General features: G+C 57.3%; 18 protein-coding genes. 5 read left to right on the top strand and 13 right to left on the bottom strand.

The features are described from left to right. Nucleotides 1-105: 105 nt before the first annotated feature. From ftsX to ftsY, 3 genes are read right to left on the bottom strand one after another with little or no spacing between them, the layout of a single operon-like run. Nucleotides 106-1152: a permease-like cell division protein FtsX gene (gene ftsX, locus ACT3T6_RS02220; RefSeq protein ID WP_193055193.1), complete on the bottom strand. Its 1047-nt coding sequence runs from the start codon at nucleotides 1150-1152 to the stop codon at nucleotides 106-108. Next, nucleotides 1149-1817, bottom strand: a complete 669-nt coding sequence (ftsE, locus tag ACT3T6_RS02215; RefSeq protein WP_087110053.1) for a cell division ATP-binding protein FtsE — start codon at nucleotides 1815-1817, stop codon at nucleotides 1149-1151. Before ftsE ends, ftsX begins: the two co-directional genes overlap by 4 nt. Then, nucleotides 1814-3415: a signal recognition particle-docking protein FtsY gene (gene ftsY, locus ACT3T6_RS02210; RefSeq protein ID WP_193055192.1), complete on the bottom strand. Its 1602-nt coding sequence runs from the start codon at nucleotides 3413-3415 to the stop codon at nucleotides 1814-1816. Before ftsY ends, ftsE begins: the two co-directional genes overlap by 4 nt. Before the next feature lie 90 nt (nucleotides 3416-3505). Here ftsY and rsmD point away from each other — a divergent pair, with 90 nt between their 5' ends. Both rsmD and zapB read left to right on the top strand, forming a co-directional pair. Further along, on the top strand, nucleotides 3506-4114 hold the full coding sequence (gene rsmD / locus ACT3T6_RS02205; protein ID WP_172118517.1) for a 16S rRNA (guanine(966)-N(2))-methyltransferase RsmD: 609 nt from the start codon (nucleotides 3506-3508) through the stop codon (nucleotides 4112-4114). Between the two features lie 93 nt (nucleotides 4115-4207). Continuing rightward, nucleotides 4208-4390 (top strand): cell division protein ZapB, encoded by a 183-nt coding sequence (gene zapB / locus ACT3T6_RS02200; RefSeq protein WP_172118518.1) that lies wholly within the window; start codon nucleotides 4208-4210, stop codon nucleotides 4388-4390. Here the strand turns inward: zapB and ACT3T6_RS02195 are convergent. From ACT3T6_RS02195 to prfB, 7 genes are all read right to left on the bottom strand, one after another. Further along, the gene (locus ACT3T6_RS02195; protein WP_193055191.1) at nucleotides 4383-4829 is read right to left on the bottom strand and encodes a GNAT family N-acetyltransferase; all 447 of its coding nucleotides are present in this window, start codon (nucleotides 4827-4829) and stop codon (nucleotides 4383-4385) included. The genes zapB and ACT3T6_RS02195 overlap by 8 nt on opposite strands. After that, nucleotides 4819-5658, bottom strand: a complete 840-nt coding sequence (locus tag ACT3T6_RS02190; protein WP_193055190.1) for a hypothetical protein — start codon at nucleotides 5656-5658, stop codon at nucleotides 4819-4821. Before ACT3T6_RS02190 ends, ACT3T6_RS02195 begins: the two co-directional genes overlap by 11 nt. Next, a complete protein-coding gene (locus ACT3T6_RS02185; protein WP_172118521.1) occupies nucleotides 5655-5963 on the bottom strand; it encodes a BolA family protein in 309 nt (102 codons plus the stop codon). The genes ACT3T6_RS02190 and ACT3T6_RS02185 overlap by 4 nt, the downstream gene beginning before the upstream one ends. Before the next feature lie 43 nt (nucleotides 5964-6006). Then, nucleotides 6007-7407 carry an MFS transporter gene (locus ACT3T6_RS02180; RefSeq protein ID WP_193055189.1) on the bottom strand — a complete coding sequence of 467 codons (1401 nt, stop codon included), beginning with the start codon at nucleotides 7405-7407 and terminating at the stop codon, nucleotides 6007-6009. Between the two features lie 143 nt (nucleotides 7408-7550). Then, nucleotides 7551-7937, bottom strand: a complete 387-nt coding sequence (locus ACT3T6_RS02175) for a hypothetical protein (protein ID WP_172118523.1) — start codon at nucleotides 7935-7937, stop codon at nucleotides 7551-7553. Between the two features lie 90 nt (nucleotides 7938-8027). Beyond that, nucleotides 8028-9539, bottom strand: a complete 1512-nt coding sequence (gene lysS / locus ACT3T6_RS02170; protein WP_193055188.1) for a lysine--tRNA ligase — start codon at nucleotides 9537-9539, stop codon at nucleotides 8028-8030. A gap of 34 nt (nucleotides 9540-9573) precedes the next feature. After that, nucleotides 9574-10672, bottom strand: a protein-coding gene (gene prfB, locus ACT3T6_RS02165) for a peptide chain release factor 2 (protein ID WP_172118525.1) whose coding sequence is annotated in 2 segments (ribosomal slippage) — nucleotides 9574-10596 and nucleotides 10598-10672 — 1098 coding nt in all. Because the reading frame shifts where the segments join, the coding sequence is not laid out codon by codon here. On the opposite strand from prfB, the gene ACT3T6_RS02160 reads away from it, so the two are divergent. Then, nucleotides 10671-10841 carry a hypothetical protein gene (locus tag ACT3T6_RS02160; RefSeq protein ID WP_193055187.1) on the top strand — a complete coding sequence of 57 codons (171 nt, stop codon included), beginning with the start codon at nucleotides 10671-10673 and terminating at the stop codon, nucleotides 10839-10841. The two genes, prfB and ACT3T6_RS02160, sit on opposite strands and share 2 nt — an antisense overlap. 84 nt (nucleotides 10842-10925) lie before the next feature. On the opposite strand, the gene ACT3T6_RS02155 is transcribed toward ACT3T6_RS02160, so the two are convergent. Next, nucleotides 10926-12278, bottom strand: a complete 1353-nt coding sequence (locus ACT3T6_RS02155; RefSeq protein ID WP_193055186.1) for an OmpP1/FadL family transporter — start codon at nucleotides 12276-12278, stop codon at nucleotides 10926-10928. Between the two features lie 304 nt (nucleotides 12279-12582). Between ACT3T6_RS02155 and ACT3T6_RS02150 the strand changes: the two genes are divergently transcribed. Beyond that, nucleotides 12583-13011, top strand: a complete 429-nt coding sequence (locus ACT3T6_RS02150; protein WP_193055185.1) for a MerR family transcriptional regulator — start codon at nucleotides 12583-12585, stop codon at nucleotides 13009-13011. Beyond that, on the top strand, nucleotides 13008-15518 hold the full coding sequence (locus ACT3T6_RS02145; protein ID WP_226912031.1) for a heavy metal translocating P-type ATPase: 2511 nt from the start codon (nucleotides 13008-13010) through the stop codon (nucleotides 15516-15518). Before ACT3T6_RS02150 ends, ACT3T6_RS02145 begins: the two co-directional genes overlap by 4 nt. Before the next feature lie 73 nt (nucleotides 15519-15591). Here the strand turns inward: ACT3T6_RS02145 and ACT3T6_RS02140 are convergent, their stop codons facing one another. Both ACT3T6_RS02140 and ACT3T6_RS02135 read right to left on the bottom strand, forming a co-directional pair. Further along, nucleotides 15592-16209 (bottom strand): YitT family protein, encoded by a 618-nt coding sequence (locus tag ACT3T6_RS02140; RefSeq protein WP_193055184.1) that lies wholly within the window; start codon nucleotides 16207-16209, stop codon nucleotides 15592-15594. Nucleotides 16210-16278: 69 nt separating this feature from the next. Further along, on the bottom strand, nucleotides 16279-18033 hold the full coding sequence (locus ACT3T6_RS02135; protein ID WP_193055418.1) for a single-stranded-DNA-specific exonuclease RecJ: 1755 nt from the start codon (nucleotides 18031-18033) through the stop codon (nucleotides 16279-16281). Nucleotides 18034-18094 lie beyond the last annotated feature (61 nt).

Here is an 18094-nt window from a genome sequence, read left to right as displayed (position 1 = left end):
TGCTGCCTGTTTTGCCGAAATGTGCTATCGGCTTAAGCCAGATTGCGTCGGCGCTAGCCAGAGTAATAAAACATTATTACCGTTCGCAGACAGCGCCACACACGCTTAGCGGGGGCGGATACTGGAAAGATGACGGGTCACTGCCAGCCAAGCGCCCAACCAACCTAATAGTGTACTGCAGGATAGCAAAATTGTAGAGCCTGTGATATCCAGCTGCGGCAACGAAAAGCTTGCACCATAGCTAGCCGCTAACGCGGCGACCGGCAGCGACAGCCAGTGATTCCCCAAGCCCAGCAAACCCAGCGACAATATACCGCCCCCAAGACCATACCACGCCCCGCTGTATAAAAACGGGCGACGTACAAAAGCGTGCGTGGCACCAATCAGCATGACCACCTCGATTTCGCGGCGTCGGCTTTCAACGGCCAAGCGAATCGTATTACCGACCACCAAGAGCACCCCTAATCCAAACAGCAGACCTAGCGCTAACGCAACGCGTCGGCCAAGTGCAGCCAAATGGCGTAAGCGCTCCACCCAGGCCAAATCCACCCGAACCTCATCAACGCCTGTCAGAGAGGCTAACGAAACAGACAGTTGCTCCATGGATGCCAGCTCCACGCTTTGTGGACGCACCACGATGCTCGCGGGAAGCGGATTAGCATCCAGCCCCGCCAGCGCATCATCCAGCCCCAGCGACTCTTGAAACTCGACCATGCCCTGCTCGGCACTGATCAAGCGCGTCTCTAGCACCGCCTGCTCAGCGCTTACCGCCTCATCAATCCGCGCCGCTTGAGCCGGGTCAACGGTGGCTTCTAAGTACACCGTGAGGGTTGCGCTCTCATCCAGCTCGGCATCCAGCAATCGAGCACTATCCAGCGTCAGCCACAGCGCAGCCGGAAGCACGAGGGCAATGGCAATCGCGAGCATTGTCAGCAGGCTGCCGACGGGGTGGCGCAACAGCCGATAAAAGCTGTCCCAACTCATCGCCCGATGGTGGCGCCCCCAGGCACGTAAACGGCTTGAAAAACGCGTTTGCTGCGAATTGGCTCCGCGCCGTTTGGGAGGTGGGGCTTCCTGACGCTGGGTAGATACTTTGCGCCCCGCTTTCGGTGCAGCGCCTTTTGCGCGACGCGGTGTTGCCGATGGTTTCATACTGCGCCCTCATCAGCCACTAAGCGCCCATCACGCAAGCGCAAAATACGGTGGCGCAAGCGAGCAATCAGCGCGAGGTCGTGACTTGCGATCATTACCGTGGTGCCGATGCGATTGAAGTCTTCAAAAAGCGCCATGATATCGGCGGAAAGCTGGGGGTCCAGGTTACCGGTTGGCTCATCGGCCAGGAGAAGCGCGGGCTTATTAACCACCGCTCGGGCAATGCCAACACGCTGCTGCTCACCACCGGAAAGCTCAACGGGCAGGGCCTTCTCACGGTGTAAAAGCCCTACTTTATCGAGCGCGGCGCGCACGCGGCGCGCCGACTCCCGTGGCTCAATGCCTTGAATATCCAGCGGCAGCGAGACGTTATGAAACACGCTTCTATCAAACAGCAGTTGGTGATCCTGAAACACCACCCCAATCTGGCGCCGATAAAAAGGCACCTGGCTTGCATGAAGCTGGGCAATATCGTGCCCCGCCACGATCACACGCCCACGGCTAGGCTTTTCAAGTCGCATAATCAAGCGCAGCAAAGAGCTTTTACCCGCGCCCGAGTGACCGGTCAAAAACACCATTTCACCGCGGGCCACACGAAAGTCCAGATGCGCCAGGGCTTCAAAGCGCCCTCCATAGCGCTTGCCGACATGCTCAAAAGCGATCATGCGCTGGCATCGTCCTCTTGGCGGTCAAACAGTGCGCTAACGAAGTCGTCTGCCTCGAAGGGGCGTAAATCGTCCAGCCCTTCGCCTACGCCGATAAAGCGGATGGGCGTCTCAAGCTGTTTGGCCAAGGCAAAAATAATTCCCCCTTTGGCCGTACCGTCCAGCTTGGTTAGCGTAATCCCCGTGATGGGCACAGCTTCGTGGAATGTGCTCGCCTGCGCAATCGCGTTTTGCCCCGTACCTGCATCCAGCACCAGCATCACTTCATGCGGCGCTGTGGTATCGAGCTTTTGCATCACACGATGGACTTTCTTTAACTCTTCCATCAGATGGCTTTTGTTGTGCAAGCGACCTGCCGTATCGGCAATAAGGATATCCACGCCGCGCGCTTTGGCGGCGGCGACAGCATCATAAATGACCGAAGCGCTATCGGCGCCAGTATGTTGAGCGATGACCGGTACGCTATTGCGCTCTCCCCACACCTTAAGCTGCTCAACCGCCGCCGCCCGGAAGGTATCCCCTGCGGCCAACATGACGCTTTTTCCCTCGCGCTGAAAACGCTGGGTCAGCTTGCCAATCGTCGTGGTTTTACCCACGCCGTTCACCCCTACTACCAAAATCACAAAGGGGCCGTCCGTTTGCTTATTCATATCCAGCGGCGTTGCCACCTGCCCAAGCATGGCAGCCAGCTCTTCCTGAAGCGCACGATAAAGCGCCTCAGGGTTATTCAACTCTTTACGCGAGACGCGTGCTTCAAGGCGTCCAATAATCTCGCTGGTCGCTTCAATCCCCACATCCGCCATCAGCAGCTGGGTTTCCAGATCCTCTAAAAGCTCATCATCAATCTGCTTTTTTCCCAAAAACAGATCGGCGATGCCGTCGGTTAAGTTAGCGCGCGTTTTGCCCAAGCCTGACTTAATTCGCGCAAACCAGCCCTTCTTCTCGCCACTAGTGGCCACCGGCTTTTCTTGAAGTGCAGGCTTCTGCTCGGGCTGGCCCTCCGGCTGAACGTCAAGCTCAGCCGGTTCCGGGTCGACTTCAGGCTCAGGAACCGGGCTAATGTCGGGCTCACGCGCTGGCTTAATTTCGGGTTCCGGCGATTCCGGCTTCACCTCGGGAGGCGCAGGTGCGGGCTCAACCTCCGGCTCAGACGGTTCTGGCTTAACGTCAGGTGGCGCTGGCGCGGGCTCAACCTCAGGTTCAGGCGGTTCTGGCTTAACTTCAGGTGGCGCAGGTGCGGGCTCAACCTCAGGCTCAGACGGTTCTGGCTTAACGTCAGGTGGCGCTGGCGCGGGCTCAACCTCAGGTTCAGGCGGTTCTGGCTTAACTTCAGGTGGCGCTGGCGCAGGCTCAACCTCAGGCTCAGACGTCTCTGGCTTAGTCTCAGAAGGCGCTGGCGCGGGTTCGACCTCAGGCTCAGGCGGCTCTGGCTTAACCTCGGGCTCAGGCTCTGTCACCGGCGCGCCATTTTCAACGTCGGCTAGCGGTTCCTGCGGCGGCTCGTCAAGCTGCGCATCATCATTGAGTTCCTGCGGGCGTTGCTCTTGCGGCTCCTGTTGGGAGTCGTGCTTTTTCTTACGTTTGAAAAAACCAAACATGGGAGTCATCCGACTTAAAAGGTGAACATTGTGACCATCCTACCACCGCCAACCAAGACTTTGGATAAGTAGCCCGCTACAATCCCCGATATGACACGACAACGCTCCTCTCGCCCATCCGCTTCCAAAGGCACGCCCACCCGGCAGCCTGGCAAGCTTCGTATTATCGGTGGTGATTTTCGCCGCCGCCAGCTACCTGTGCTTGACCGGCCCGGCTTACGGCCAACGCCAGACAGAGTACGTGAAACGCTGTTTAACTGGCTGGGGCAGCAGCTCTATGGCCAACATGTGCTGGACCTGTTCGCGGGCACCGGCGCACTGGGTATTGAAGCGCTTTCGCGCGGTGCCGCTCACGTTGACTTTATCGAACGTGACAACAGTGTAGCCGCCTATATTACCCAAAACCTGGCCACGCTTGGCGCAACCCGAGGCCAAGTCACTGCATGCGATGCAAACACGTTCTTGAGCCAGCCGCCTAGCCCTTATCACCTGGTATTTCTTGACCCACCCTTTCACCAGGGGCTTGCTACACGTTGCTGTAACGCACTGGAGACTCTTGGCTGGCTCGCGCCCGACGCCATGATTTACCTAGAAACCGAACGCTCATTAGACCCAACGCCTCCTGCTAACTGGCAGCTACACCGCGAAACCCAAGCGGGTGAAAGTACTGCCCGGCTTTATCAACGCCAAACCCCGTAAACAGCGCTTGCCGATGACGCCTACGGGCGTTACGCTCGCTTGATTCAACCTGTTGGCACGCCTGTTGTTTGTTTTCATAACCTGGAGGTTTACATGAGCCTGGAACTGTTCAATCAGCTTGAGCAAAAAGTCACCGATACGGTGGAAGCGTTGGAAATGATGAAGCTGGAAAATGAAGAGCTACGCGACGAAAACACCAAACTCAAGCAAGAGCGCGAAGAGTGGGAACGCCGTTTGAACAGCTTACTCAGCAAGTTTGAAGGGATCGCTAACTAAGCGTACGCGACATTAGCAGTGCGTCTTCACGCCCGGCGGCACCCTGTACTGCCGGGTAGTAGCCTTTACGCTGCCCATCCACCTTAAAATCAAAACGTTGATAAAGGCTAATCGCAGCCTTGTTGCTCGCCCGCACTTCCAGCAGTACACGCTCACTTTGCCACTCAGCCGCTTTTAACATCACTGCCTGCATTAACCCATACCCCAGCCCTAAATGGCGGTGAGCAGGGTCTACACCAATGGCTTGAAGCTCAGCATCAAAGGGTAAGCGCGCGACCAGCGCATAGCCTACCAGGGCATTTTCTTGAAAACAGCCCACTACGCAGGCATCCGTATCGGTTAATGCCACATTAAGCTGGCGCTCACTCGCTCCACTTTGGGCCTGCGCTTCAAGAGTGACTAAGCGTAGGCCGTCGCTTGCCTGAAGCTCAGCGATCATTTTCGGGGTCGTTAAGTGTTTTCCACTGCTGGCCTAATGCGTACAGCTGGGGCCAAAGGTCACGCTTGGCAGCGCCATTTTTAGCAAGATGTTCAAGCGCTACGCCCTGCCATATTGGCAGTTCCAGCGTATCGCTACGCGCTTGCTGAATATTCAAAACGCTAAGGATATCAGCAGCGCTATCGTCTTCGGGTTGCTCCCCCCACCAAAGTACGCGCTCAAGCGCCCAGCCCTGTCGACTCGCACAGCCTGACATAAACGCAGAGAGCCCTTCTCTGGCTTCTTCAAGAGGGTCTTCTGCAAAGGTATTGGCCATTAACGGCCACTTAAACAGCGTGACGCTGGACAACGCATCCGGCGCGATACCAACGGCCTGCCAAATGTTGGCAAGCAGGCGCTGCGCCTGGGGCGTTATCTTGCCAGGGTGCAAGCTCAACCATCGCTGTCCTATACACACGCAGGAAAGCGAAAATTGCAGCGGTTTAGCTGATACCGCAGGCATCGAGCCAGGTACGGCTTCAACGGGTACTGATTCAACGGGCATTGGTTCAGTAGGCAGCTTATCCGCTGGCGCTTGGCCGAGCAAAGCACGCACTGAAGAAGGCGCTGGCGCAGGCGAGTTAACGCTCGGCGCCTTGGGCTCGCTACGCGGGGTTGGCGCATCGTCAAGCAACGCCTGGAGACGCTCACGCGGGGGCGCTCTTTCCGGCGGCGTCTCATCCCACTCGCAAGCTTCGGTCGGCAGCGCATTGGGCAGTTGATAGCGCGATGCCCAGGCGGTAATGCCCATGGCATCCAGGTAGTGGCGCCGGGTAACCTCTGGCGTCACTGGCCGCCGCCACGACAGTTGGGTGAATCAGGACGTTCTCCACCTCTCGCCTGCCATTCAACCGGCGTATAAAGATGCAGAGCTAGCGCGTGCACCGGGCCGGAAAGCTCATCGGCCAACAGTGCGTAGATTTTCTGGTGACGCTTCACCGGCATCAGGCCATCGAAAATGTCACTAACCAGCGTTACCTTGAAGTGGGTTTCGGAGTTGGCGGGCACGCTGTGCATGTGGCTTTCGTTCTCCACGCGCACTACTTCAGGCACTAGCGCCGCTAACTTCTGTTCAATCTGTGCTTGCACCGTCATTAATGCTCTCCTCGATATTCAACATTTTTATTGTACGCGCTTACTAGCCACCAGACGATGCCCGGCGTTCAACCAGTGCACGCCGGGCAAGCGACACTCTTGAAAGGCTTGCCAAAAGCGCCAGAAACGACGTCGCCGCTCCCAGCCAGAGGGTTATCTGAACCTCAAACCCAAGCGCTAATGCCGCCCCGACTATCGCCACCCCTAACGACTGACCTACCGTGCGAATAGTGCTCATCACGCCCGACACACTGGCACTGCGCTCCGCCGGAAGGCTGCCCATCATTTCGCGGTTATTGGGTGGCTGGAACAGACCAAAACCGATACCGCACAGCGCCGTACGCCATAGGCTTTCCATGACGCCCATGGTTTCATCCACCAGCGCCAACGCGACCAGACCGATAATGATCAACCCCAGGCCGGTGCTTGAAAGCACGCTTGGATTGATTCGATCCGCCAAACGACCCGCCAACGGCCCTACCAGCATGATCCCAAGCGGCCACGGGGTAAACAGCCAAGCGGTCTCCAGGGGCGAAAGCCCCATTTGCTCCTGATAATAAAACGACAGCGCGACAAAGGTCAGCCCCTGACCAATAAACGCAAGGCCTGAGGCGGATACCGCAAGCGTAAAGCGCTTTTCAGCAAACATACTCAGCGGTAGCAAGGGATAAAGCGCGCGACGTTGGCGCATAATAAATCCGGCAGCACTTGCTATGGTAAGCAGTATCCAGGCGCCCACCAGGCCAAACGGTGCTGCGTGCCCCACCGCGTCCATGGCCAGAAAGAAACTCGCCAGCATCAGCATGGACAACAGCGCCCCCAGAACATCAAAACTTCCTTGCCGGGGCTTATCCCGAGGCAGTGCGCGCTTGGCAAACCATAACGAGCACAGCCCCAGGGGCAGATTAAGCGCAAACAACCACGGCCAGTCCGCAAAGGATAAAATGACGCCGCTCAGCGTTGGCCCTGCGGCATATCCCCCCGCGACAACAAGCGCACTTAACCCTAACGCACTACCCAATAGGCGAGAGGGAAATATCGCCCGGTAAAGCGAAGGGCCAATAGAGAGCGTGGCAGCGGCGCCCAGCCCCTGCAAGGCACGAAACACCAGCAGCGTTTCTAAATTACGCGACAGTGCCGCCCCTAATGCGCCCACCATAAACGTGCCAAGCCCAAACAGATAAATACGCCGCCGCGTTACCAGCTCGCTGACCCCGGCAAACACCAGCAAGAAGGCGGCACACACCACCTGAAACATGTTGGTGATCCACACCGAGCGTGCAGCAGAGGCGTTTAAGTCTGCGGCAATGGTCGGCAGCGCCAAATTAATCATGGTGGTGTCCATCACCGCCATTAGCGTGCCGGTAATCAGAGCCAATACCGCCAAGGCACGCTCCGGCCCGGGCAGGCCGTCGTCTCCAGGACGGGTTTGAAACAGTCGCATGAGTGGGGTATTCCTAAAACGAAACGGCTAACACGTTAAAACCGGCCTAAGCCGGTTTTAACGTGCCTGAGCACAACTGCCCAAGAGCAGAAGTGCGTCATGAGTTACGTCATGATGAGATAGCGCCTAACTAGTGCCGAACGTTAATCCTGGTCGCTGTCGAGCAGTAACGCATCATCAACGTCAGAAATTTCAAGCGCTGTCTCATCATCCAGATCGATGGCGAGATAACTGTGCTCAACGCTAAGAAATGACTTGAACAGCGCCCAATCAAGCGGCTCTGGCCATTGGCGCTCATCCTCTTCCCAAGCGCGCAACTCGGTTTCGAGGATTTCTACATAGCGGTCGTGCACGAAGGTTTCGAGCGCTTCCGGGGTATCCATTTCAGGAATCAGGTAAATGGTACTTTCACGTTCGACGTCGTCCAGTGTCAGGTCGTCGTCTCCCATGGTGGGTTCCAGCGCATTGATCCAGTCCACAAAGGGCTGGGTCGGCCTGACGCTCAGAGCGGAGCGGTTTAGCAGTTTCATGGGATTCTCCTCGCCGTCGAAACGTTGACCATTATGGGCGCTAAATCGCGCCCTTACCAACTTTTAGTCTACCTCATTCCATCCAGCGTGCTACTCAGCCTCAGGGCGCATTGCTGGGAACAGCAATACATCACGTATGGACGCACTGTCGGTAAACAGCATGACCAAACGATCAATCCCGATACCCTCACCGGCGGTAGGCGGCATGCCGTACTCCAGTGCACGCACGTAGTCAGCATCGTAGTACATCGCTTCCAGGTCGCCTGCATCTTTCTCGGCGGCTTGTGCGCGGAAGCGCTCGGCCTGGTCCTCGGCATCGTTTAGCTCCGAGAAGCCGTTGGCAATTTCACGCCCGCCCACAAAGAACTCGAAGCGGTCAGTGACAAACGGATTAGCATCGTTGCGGCGCGCCAGCGGGCTGACTTCAGCCGGGTATTCGGTAATAAACGTCGGCTGGTCGAGCTTATGCTCGGCCACTTCTTCGAAAATTTCCGTTTGGACTTTCCCCAGGCCCCAGCTGTCTTTGACCTTGATGCCCAGCGCCTGAGCGGTCACGCGCGCCGCTTCAAGGCTATCCAAATCAGCATCGCTAATGCCGTTACCGTGATCCAGAATCGACTGTTTAAGCGTCAAACGCTTGAACGGCTGGCCAAAGTCGTAGCTTGCCCCTTGGTACTCAAGCGTGGTGGTGCCCAGCACTTCTTCGGCTGCAGTGCGCAGCATCGCTTCGGTCATATCCATCAGGTCGTTATAGTCGGCATACGCCCAGTAGAATTCGACCATGGTGAATTCAGGATTGTGCCGCGTCGAAAGACCTTCATTACGGAAGTTGCGGTTGATTTCGAAGACTTTCTCGAAACCACCCACCACCAAGCGCTTAAGATAAAGCTCAGGCGCGATGCGCAGATACATATCCATATCCAGCGCGTTGTGGTGAGTCACAAACGGACGCGCCGTCGCACCGCCAGGAATCGCCTGAAGCATCGGCGTTTCCACTTCCATAAAGCCACGCGTTTCAAAGAAACGGCGCATGGAGCTGATCACCGCCGCCCGCGTTTCAAACGCTTTGCGCGACTGCGGGTTCATGATCAGATCCACATAGCGCTGGCGATAGCGCGCCTCCTGGTCCGTCAGGCCGTGGAATTTATCCGGCAGCGGGCGCAAGCTCTTGGTCAGAAGCTGGGCATCGACCATCATCACGTACAGGTCGCCCTTGCCGGATTTATGCACCGGGCCGCGCGCTGCCACGATATCACCAATATCCCAGCTCTTGATGTCATCAAGCACATCCGCCGGCAGGCCTTTTTTATCCACGTAAAGCTGGATCTGCCCCGCCACGTCCTGAATCACGATAAACGGACCGCGCTGGCGCATGATCCGCCCCGCCACGGATGCGTGATGGTCAAGCGTTTCCAGCTCGGCTTTTTCCTTCTCGCCCAGCCGTTCCTGCAGCTCAACGGTCAGGCTATCGCGGCGAAAGTCATTCGGGAAAGCACTCTTCCCTTGCTCTGCGGCCAGTTCACGACGCGCGGTGAGCTTGGCGCGACGTTCGGCAATAAGATGATTTTCGTTTTCAGGAGAAGACGCGTCTTGGTTAGCCATGGGGCACCCTATTCATGTTCGAACGCTAAAAAGATTACAAACCCTGCTTGAGACTGGCGACGATAAACTGGTCCAGGTCGCCGTCGAGTACCTTGTCACAGTTGCTGGACTGCACGCCGGTGCGCAAATCCTTGATACGCTGGTCATCAAGCACGTAAGAGCGAATCTGGCTGCCCCAGCCGATATCGGCCTTGGAGTCTTCCGCTTCCTGCTTGGCGGCATTACGCTTTTGCATTTCATGCTCCCAGAGCCTCGCCTTTAACTGCTTCATGGCGAAGTCACGGTTGGCATGCTGGCTACGCTGGTTCTGGCAAGCCACCACAATACCGGTAGGTTCGTGGGTAATCCGCACCGCTGAGTCGGTGGTATTAACGTGCTGACCGCCCGCACCGCTGGAGCGATACGTATCAACGCGCAGGTCCGAAGGGTTAATATCAACCTCGAAACTGTCATCAACTTCCGGGGACATGAATACCGACGCAAACGACGTATGACGACGGCCGCCGGAGTCGAACGGGCTTTTACGCACCAGCCGGTGAACACCGGTTTCAGTACGCAGCCAACCGAACGCATAGTCGCCCTGAACATGCAGCGAGGCCGACTTGATACCTGCGACTTCGCCTGCGGAAATTTCGGTTATTTCAGCCTTGAACCCGTGACTTTCTGCCCAGCGCAGATACATGCGCAGCAGAATATTGGCCCAGTCCTGCGCTTCCGTACCGCCCGAACCGGATTGAATATCCAGGTAGGCGTTATTTTCATCCATTTCGCCGGAGAACATGCGACGAAATTCGAGCTTTTCAAGCGCGACCTGAAGGCCATCAAGCTCTTGGCGCACTTCTTCAACCGTGTCCTCATCCTCTTCCATCTCGGCGAGTTCCAGAAGGTCGCGGCTGTCGCCAAGGCCTTGGTCCAGTTCGTCGATGGTTGCCACAATGGCTTCCAGGGAAGAGCGCTCTTTACCCAGCTTTTGTGCGTAGTCCGGGTCGTTCCAGACATTCGGGTCTTCGAGCTCGCGAGAGACTTCTTCTAGCCGATCTTTACGCTCGGCATAGTCAAAGATACCCCCTAAGAACGTCTGTCCGCTCAGACAGGTCCTTGATCTGGTTATGTATCGGGTTGGTTTCCAACATGGATCGCCCTGGCCTTGGTCAATATGACATGGTTCAAAAGAAAGACGCGCCGCTGTGGCATCTTGGCTTGATGATTCCAAGCCAGCACCACAGCGGCGAAATTCTGAAAACCCATTGTAACGAAACCTGGCGTTTCTCGCATCCACTCGCCATGACGACGAATGCCTGAACCCGGCGAGTGTCGGGTTCAGGAGTAGAGCTACCGATTTAACGCGTGAGAAACGTATTTCACCAAGACGCCTAAAACATCGGCTTAAAAACGATAGGTTAGCTGAGCACCGAAACCGTGGGCTTCGTTTTTATAGCCGGCGGAGTAGGTAGATGTAATGGGAGGTGTCTGCTGTCCAGCCACAGTGAAGCTATCCGTCTTTGTTTGATCCACTTGGGTTGAGCGCTCGGTTAGATAAGAGTAAGCGAAATCAAGCGTTAGGTCCGGTGTAGGGCTCCAGCCAGCACCCAGCGAGAAGATACGCCGGTCATCAGAAGGAATACGCACACTGCGTGTCGTATCCTGCGTTGGTGTAAAGTCCAGCGCTACCCCTGCTCGCAACGCCAGTTCAGGTGTCAACTGGTACTCGCCGCCGGTGGAGAATGCCCAGGCATTGGAATAATTTTGCTGTTCGTTAGTGATCTCTTCACGCTCAGTGCCGGTAACAAGGATTTGATCAAAGCGACTCCAGCGAGCCCAGGAAGCCCCAAACATGAGTTTGAGGTTGTCGCTCATTTGCTGGGTTATCGAGAAGTTAACCGTCTCAGGCGTAGTCAAGTCCAGTGCAGCCGTATCCGTTACGGTTCCAATACCTAACTGATCAAGCACAGGGGAGCTTGCGGAAAAGCTACCGTCCAAATTGAAGTCAACTTTTGAGCGATACGTTAAACCAAACGTGGTTTCAGGCACCGGTTGGTAAATCACCCCCAGGTTATATCCCCATGCATCATCATCGCCTTCAACACGTGAATCCACCTCAGTAACGATCGGAGCCCCATTAGCTGCCTGCCCAACCGCAACGGGCACCTGTCGGTGCAGTTCGCCATCAACGCGGTTATAGGTAATCCCCAACCCGACGCCCCACTGCTCGTTAAAGCGGTAGGAGACGGTTGGCTGGGCAGTCATTACCTTCACCTCCGTATAATTCCCCTGGTTACGCCCCTCGAAACCACCTTCATACTCTGTTTTTGAACCAAACGGTGCATATACGCCGAAACCAAACGCTAACTGCTCATTGACCGGTTGTGCATAAAAAGCAAAAGGAACCAGCGTACCGGGCACCATGTCACCTTCATTGGTTCCTTCTACTGATCCCAAAGGCAGTGAGCCCGCAGGCGTTTCCAAAGAACGCCCAGAGGTAGCATTATTGACGTCAGTATTGACATGAAGATAGGTGCCCCCCACCGTGATCTGCGCACGATCAAGGAACGACATACCTGCCGGGTTACCGTACACAATAGAGGCATCGTGTACGTTAGAGCTGCGCCCAGCATGACCATAGCCTTGGCCGCTAACGCTTTGCTCGTTAATTTGATAACCGCCAGCGTGTGCCTGGCTTGCAAAGACAGCAGCTGAAACCGCAGCTGCTAGAGTGAGCTTATTAAATTTATTATACATGGTTGGCCTCTTGTCCCGATGATCCTGTGGATGGCGACATCCGCTGGTACTGTTTTTATAGCGTAGGCATACACTTCAGTTTTCGCCCAATGTGGCCTTTGGTTCAAGGGCAAACGAGCGTTTTATTTTGTTTTTCGCTCATACATTAGTCGTACGACCGTTTTAAATCATTGTTTTGTTCGTTTTAAGCCCTTTTTAGAGAATTATTGAACAGTCCTTCTTGACCTGCGTGTCACCCATAGGTTTTACACTACGTGCATTCCCACCGTTTACTAACAGCGGACAAAAACGTAAGGAGTGCGCGATGAAAGTCAGCGAGCTTGCCAAACAGGGCGGTGTAACGGCAGAGACAGTGCGCCACTACACCCGCGAAGGCTTACTTCTCCCGAGCCGCCATCCAGATAACGGCTATCAGCTTTTCTCAAGCACCGACCTTGAGCGGCTGCACTTTATTCAGCGTGCACGCAAGCTGGGGTTTAGCGTAGCGGAGATACGCGACATTCTCCTGCATGCCGACCAGGGCGACTCGCCCTGCCCGCTGGTGCGCGACCTGCTCGCCAGCCGCCTGCCGCAGATCCGTACACGGATTGCCGAACTTGAAGCGCTGGCCCAGCGCATGGAGCAGGCGCTGGAAAGCTGGGAGCACATGCCAGACGGCACACCTGATGGGCATAGCGTGTGCCGCCTTATTGAAAGCTTTCCCGATGAGCCCTCTTCCAGGGAGGCCTTATGAACGACACAACCACTCCACGTCATACGGTTTTCCGTACGGTAGGTGGCATGAGCTGCCAGGGCTGCGTTAAGCGGATGCGCGAGGCGATTCAGGCAGAAGACCCAGCGGCTGAGGTAGTGGGCATCCTGGCTGAAAAACGCCTTGAAGTTACTACAAGTCTGGACGATAGCCGCCTGAACACGGCGCTGGAAAAAGCCGGCTACCCGGCCAGCAGCGAACCCGACTCGCCGACAGTGCCTGAATCCCCGCCAGAGGCAACTGAGGTACCGGCCACGACTGGCACCAACCTACGCTTGGCAATTAGCGGCATGACCTGTGCCAGCTGCGTTAAAAGCGTTCAGAATGCACTGAAAAACACCCAAGGGGTGGAAGCCGCCAGCGTTAACTTCGCGACCCACACCGCCCAAGTGGTGGGCAGTGCCGATGCGCAAGCCCTTATCAACGCAGTCTCCTCAGCGGGCTACACGGCGGAGCCGATTGTGGATATGCGTGAAGCCGAGCGCGTTCGCGCCGAGCAGGATGCCACCACCTATCGGCAGCGGCTGCGGGGCAGTGTCATCGCGCTGGCATTGGCCATTCCCCTGATGCTCAGCATGTTTATCTATCATCCCCACGTTATGGGCCTGGGCCGGGTTTACTGGCTGGTGATTGGCCTCTTGACCCTGGGCGTGCTTGCCTTTCCCGGGCGCCACTTTTTTGTCAATGCGTGGAAGAATCTCAAACGCCACCAGGCCAATATGGATACATTGGTGGCGATGGGTACGGGCACCGCTTGGCTCTATTCCATGGCGGTGGTGCTGTTTGCACCCTGGTTGCCTGAAATAGCTCAGGGGATCTACTTTGAAGCCTCAGCGATGGTGATTGGGCTTATCCTGCTGGGTAACGCCATGGAGCTTCGCGCCCGTGGGCGTACCAGCAACGCGCTAAAGCGCCTGCTTGATTTGCAAAGCCGCACGGCACGCGTCATTCGCGACGGCCAGGAGCAGGAAATAGACGTGGATGAGGTTCGTGAAGGCGACCAACTCCGCGTGCGCCCCGGCGAGCGCTTACCTGTTGATGGCGAAGTCACCGAAGGCCAGAGCCATATTGATGAATCCATGTTGACCGGTGAGCCGCTGGCCGTCAGCAAGCAATCCGGAGATGACGTCAGCGCAGGCACGGTCAATGGCCAAGGCGGGCTGGTGTATCGCGCGACCCGCGTGGGCCGCGATACCCGGCTTGGGCAAATCACCGAGCAGGTCGCCAGCGCCCAGAATTCGCGCCCACCAATTGGTGAACTGGCGGATAAAGTATCGAGCATCTTCGTGCCGTCCGTCATCATTATTGCCGTACTGGCGGCACTTGCGTGGTTTAACGTCGGCCCTGAGCCACGCGTGATTCATATGCTAGTGGCGGCCACCACCGTGCTGATTATTGCCTGCCCCTGCGCGCTGGGCCTTGCCACCCCCATTTCCACCATGATTGGCGTGGGCAAGGCCGCCGAACAGGGCGTGCTGGTAAGAAGCGGCGAAGCGCTACAAACCGCCAGCAAGCTCACCACGCTGGTGGTGGATAAAACCGGCACGCTCACCGAAGGCAAACCCAGTGTCACCGATGCACAGCTGTTTGGCATGGATCAAACCACTGCGCTGGGCCTGGTTCATGCCCTAGAGCGCGGTTCTGAGCATCCGCTGGCAACAGCCCTTATCGCTTACGCGGATGCGCAGGGCGCCGCGCCTGCTGAGATTCAAGGGTTTGAAAGTGTTACAGGCGGTGGCGTAAAAGCCGAAACCCGCGATGGCAAAGCGCTGCTGTTGGGCAATGCGCGCCTGCTTGAGGCTGCCGGGGTTGACCTTTCATTTGCCCAGCAAGCGGTTAACACGCTACAACACAAGGCGCGTACGCTGGTATATCTGGCAGTGGATAATCAGCTAGCGGCGCTCTTCGGGATTAGCGACCCACTACGTCACGATGCCGTCGCGGCCGTTAAGCGCTTGCAGCAGGATGGCCTGAACGTGGTCATGCTGACCGGCGATAACCAGCATAGCGCCGCGGCGATTGCCCGCGAAGTGGGCATTACAACGTTCAAAGCGGGCCTGACACCCGAGGACAAGCACGCCGAGATTGAGCGCTTACAAAAGGCAGGCGAAATCGTCGGCATGGTGGGCGACGGTATTAACGATGCCCCGGCGCTGGCGCGCGCTAACGTCGGCTTTGCGATTGGTCAGGGAACGGATATTGCCATGGAAAGCGCGGGGATCACCCTCATGCGTGGATCACTTCACGGCGTGGCCTCAGCGATTGAAATCAGCCGCGCCACGCTTGCCAACATCAAGCAGAACCTGGTGGGCGCCTTTGGTTATAACGTGCTGTGCATCCCGGTTGCGGCAGGCTTGCTCTACCCGGTGACCGGCATGCTGCTTTCACCGATTATCGCCGGGGTCGCCATGTCGCTCTCCTCCATCACCGTGGTGAGTAACGCCAATCGCCTACGATTCTGGAAGCCCGCTCAACAGGAGGTCTCATGAGCTTTTTGGTTAACGCGGCAGGCCTGGGGCTCATTGCCCTGGTCGTTTGGTGGTTCTGGCTTAGCTAAACACGCTAGCTCACGCCGATATATCGCCCGGGCTTATGGTTAAGGGCGATAATCAAGTTCAACGTCAGCGCCCCCAGCACCGAGTAGCCAACGCGGTCTAACGGTAGCTGGGTAAGCGCTACTAGCAAAATCACCCCATCGATGCCTAGCTGCACATAGCCCGCCCGCAGGCCGTGGCGGTCCTGCAGGTAGAGCGCCAGAATGTTGATGCCGCCCAGGCTTGTACGGTGGCGAAACAGCATCAGCATGCCAATGCCCATCAATGCCCCGCCCATGAGTGCCGCATAGAGCGAAGGCACGCTTTCAAACTGCACCCAGCGCTGGGTTAGTTCAGAAAACAGCGACACCAGACCAATGGCAATAAAGGTACGCAGCGTAAAGCTCCACCCCATACGCTTGATCGCCAGGTAGTAAAACGGCAGGTTGATGGCAAAAAACCACAGCCCAAACCCCCACTGCGTCACGTAATTAAGCAGCAGCGCCAAGCCCGCAGTGCTGCCAGTTAGCAGCACCGCTTGGGTATAAAAGGTAACGCCCAAGGCAACGAAGAACGTGCCCAGCAGCATCGCCATTACATCCTCATAGAGGCGGTGCGGGTCCTTGGGTAAATCGTCCACGCGCATTTTTAAACGCCCTTATGAAGTGTGCTGGGGTGATGAACAGGGTTAATGAACCGGGTTGATGAAAGCGTTTTAAACTGCGCTTGCGTGCTCAACCATCAACTGCAACGACTCCCGCCCCCGCCAGCGGTTACGGTTAAGCTTGTAAGCGCAGTGCAGCGTGTCGCCGATGGCGAACGCGGGCAGCTCACCTGGCGTTAAGGCACGAAACCAGATTGCTTTACAGGTGATGGCACCCATGGAGAGCTCAAGCATCAAGTGCGCGCCATCGGCACCCACTGGGCGCAGCGCTTCGACGATAAAACGCCCTTCAAAAAGCGGTGCGTCAAATTCACGCCCATAGGGCCCCAGCGCGTCGATCTCCTCAAGCGTGGCAAGAGAGAGCTGCGCAGTAGAAAGCTCGCCGTCCGTCCATAGCCTGGGATAGAGCGAACGCCCCTCCAACAGCTCCGCTACGGCTTTGAGAAACGCCTGTTTAAACACGTCCAGCTGTTCGCGGGGAACGCCCACCCCAGCGGCCCCGCTGTGCCCGCCAAAGCGTGGCAGCGCCTCTGGGGCCAGCTCAAAAGTACGCTGCAACGCATCGCGCAGGTGCAAGCCATCGATTGAGCGCCCGGAGCCGGTGAGCATATTGGGTGCCGCCGCCTGCGTCAGCACCAGCGCAGGGCGCCCGTAAGACTGCACCAGCCGGGAGGCCACAATGCCTTGAACGCCGGGGTGGCCATCTTCCAGAAACACCACCACAGCAGGCTCATCGGCTAACAGCGCACTGGCGGCCAGCGCCCGTGCCTCTTCGGCCATATCAGCCTCAATCGCCTTACGCGACTGGTTATCCTGATCCAGCACTTCCAACTGACGATTAGCGACAGCGTCGCTCTCGGCCAGCATGAAATGCAGCGCGGCGTAAGGGTCATCCAGCCGCGAGCGCGCATTGATCCGCGGGCCCATCTGGAAGGCCAGGGTTTCGGCGTTGAACGGCACGCTGTCCGCCCCCAAGCGCGCGGCCATGGCGCGCCAGCAGGCGGCGTCCATGCGGTTGATCAGAGTTAATCCATAGCTCACCACGGCGCGGTTAGCGGGGCTTCCGCCCAGCGACACGCAGTCCGCCACGGTGCCCAGCGCCACATAGGAGAGCCACGGCGAAAGTTTGGGCGTAGCCTCGGGCAAGGCCCCCCACTCCACCAATACGCCACGTGCCAACGACATCAACAGCCACGCCACCATGCACCCGGCGATGGTTTTATCCGGATAAGTGCAATCGTCACGTGTGGGATTTACGCAGGCGTAAGCCGAAACGGGCGGGCCTTCCAATGGCAACGCGTGGTGATCACTGACCACCACGTCAATGCCTGCCGCTTTGAGTCGCGCGATACGTGGCTCGTCGCTGCTTCCGCAGTCGGCGGTAATCACCAGGGTCGGGAATGGCTTAAGCGCCAGCGTGCGCTCAACCAACGGCAAGCTGATCCCGTAGCCATCGTGAATACGGTGGCCAATCAGGCTATGCAGCTTGTGCTCGGGCACACCAAACAGCTCAACTAGCGTGCGGCGAATAACCACGTGGGAGGTAATCCCATCCACATCGTAATCGGTCAGAATCCCGATGGATTCACCCTCCGCAACCGCCTGAGCAATACGCTCGGCAGCGCGGCGCCCATCGGCAAGCTTTTCCGGGTGAGCCAGATAGCGCAGGCTAGGCGTTACCAGCGGGGCAAGCTCGCCCTGATAGCCGGGCAGCCGTGAGGCGAGAAGGCGCGCCTGAAGCTCGCTCAAGCCTTGTGCCTGGGCACGGGCGTAGACAGCCTCGTCCAGCGGACGAGGCTCCAACATTAGCTGCGTGGTGTGCTGAGGTGTAACAGGCGGATTGGCATCTGGCAAAGCAGTCATCATG

It is taken from the genome of Halomonas sp. 72 (assembly GCF_052379785.1).
GTDB lineage: Bacteria > Pseudomonadota > Gammaproteobacteria > Pseudomonadales > Halomonadaceae > Vreelandella > Vreelandella citrativorans.
Note: the sequence above shows the minus strand (reverse complement) of the source record. Positions and strands in the feature narration are given on the sequence as shown.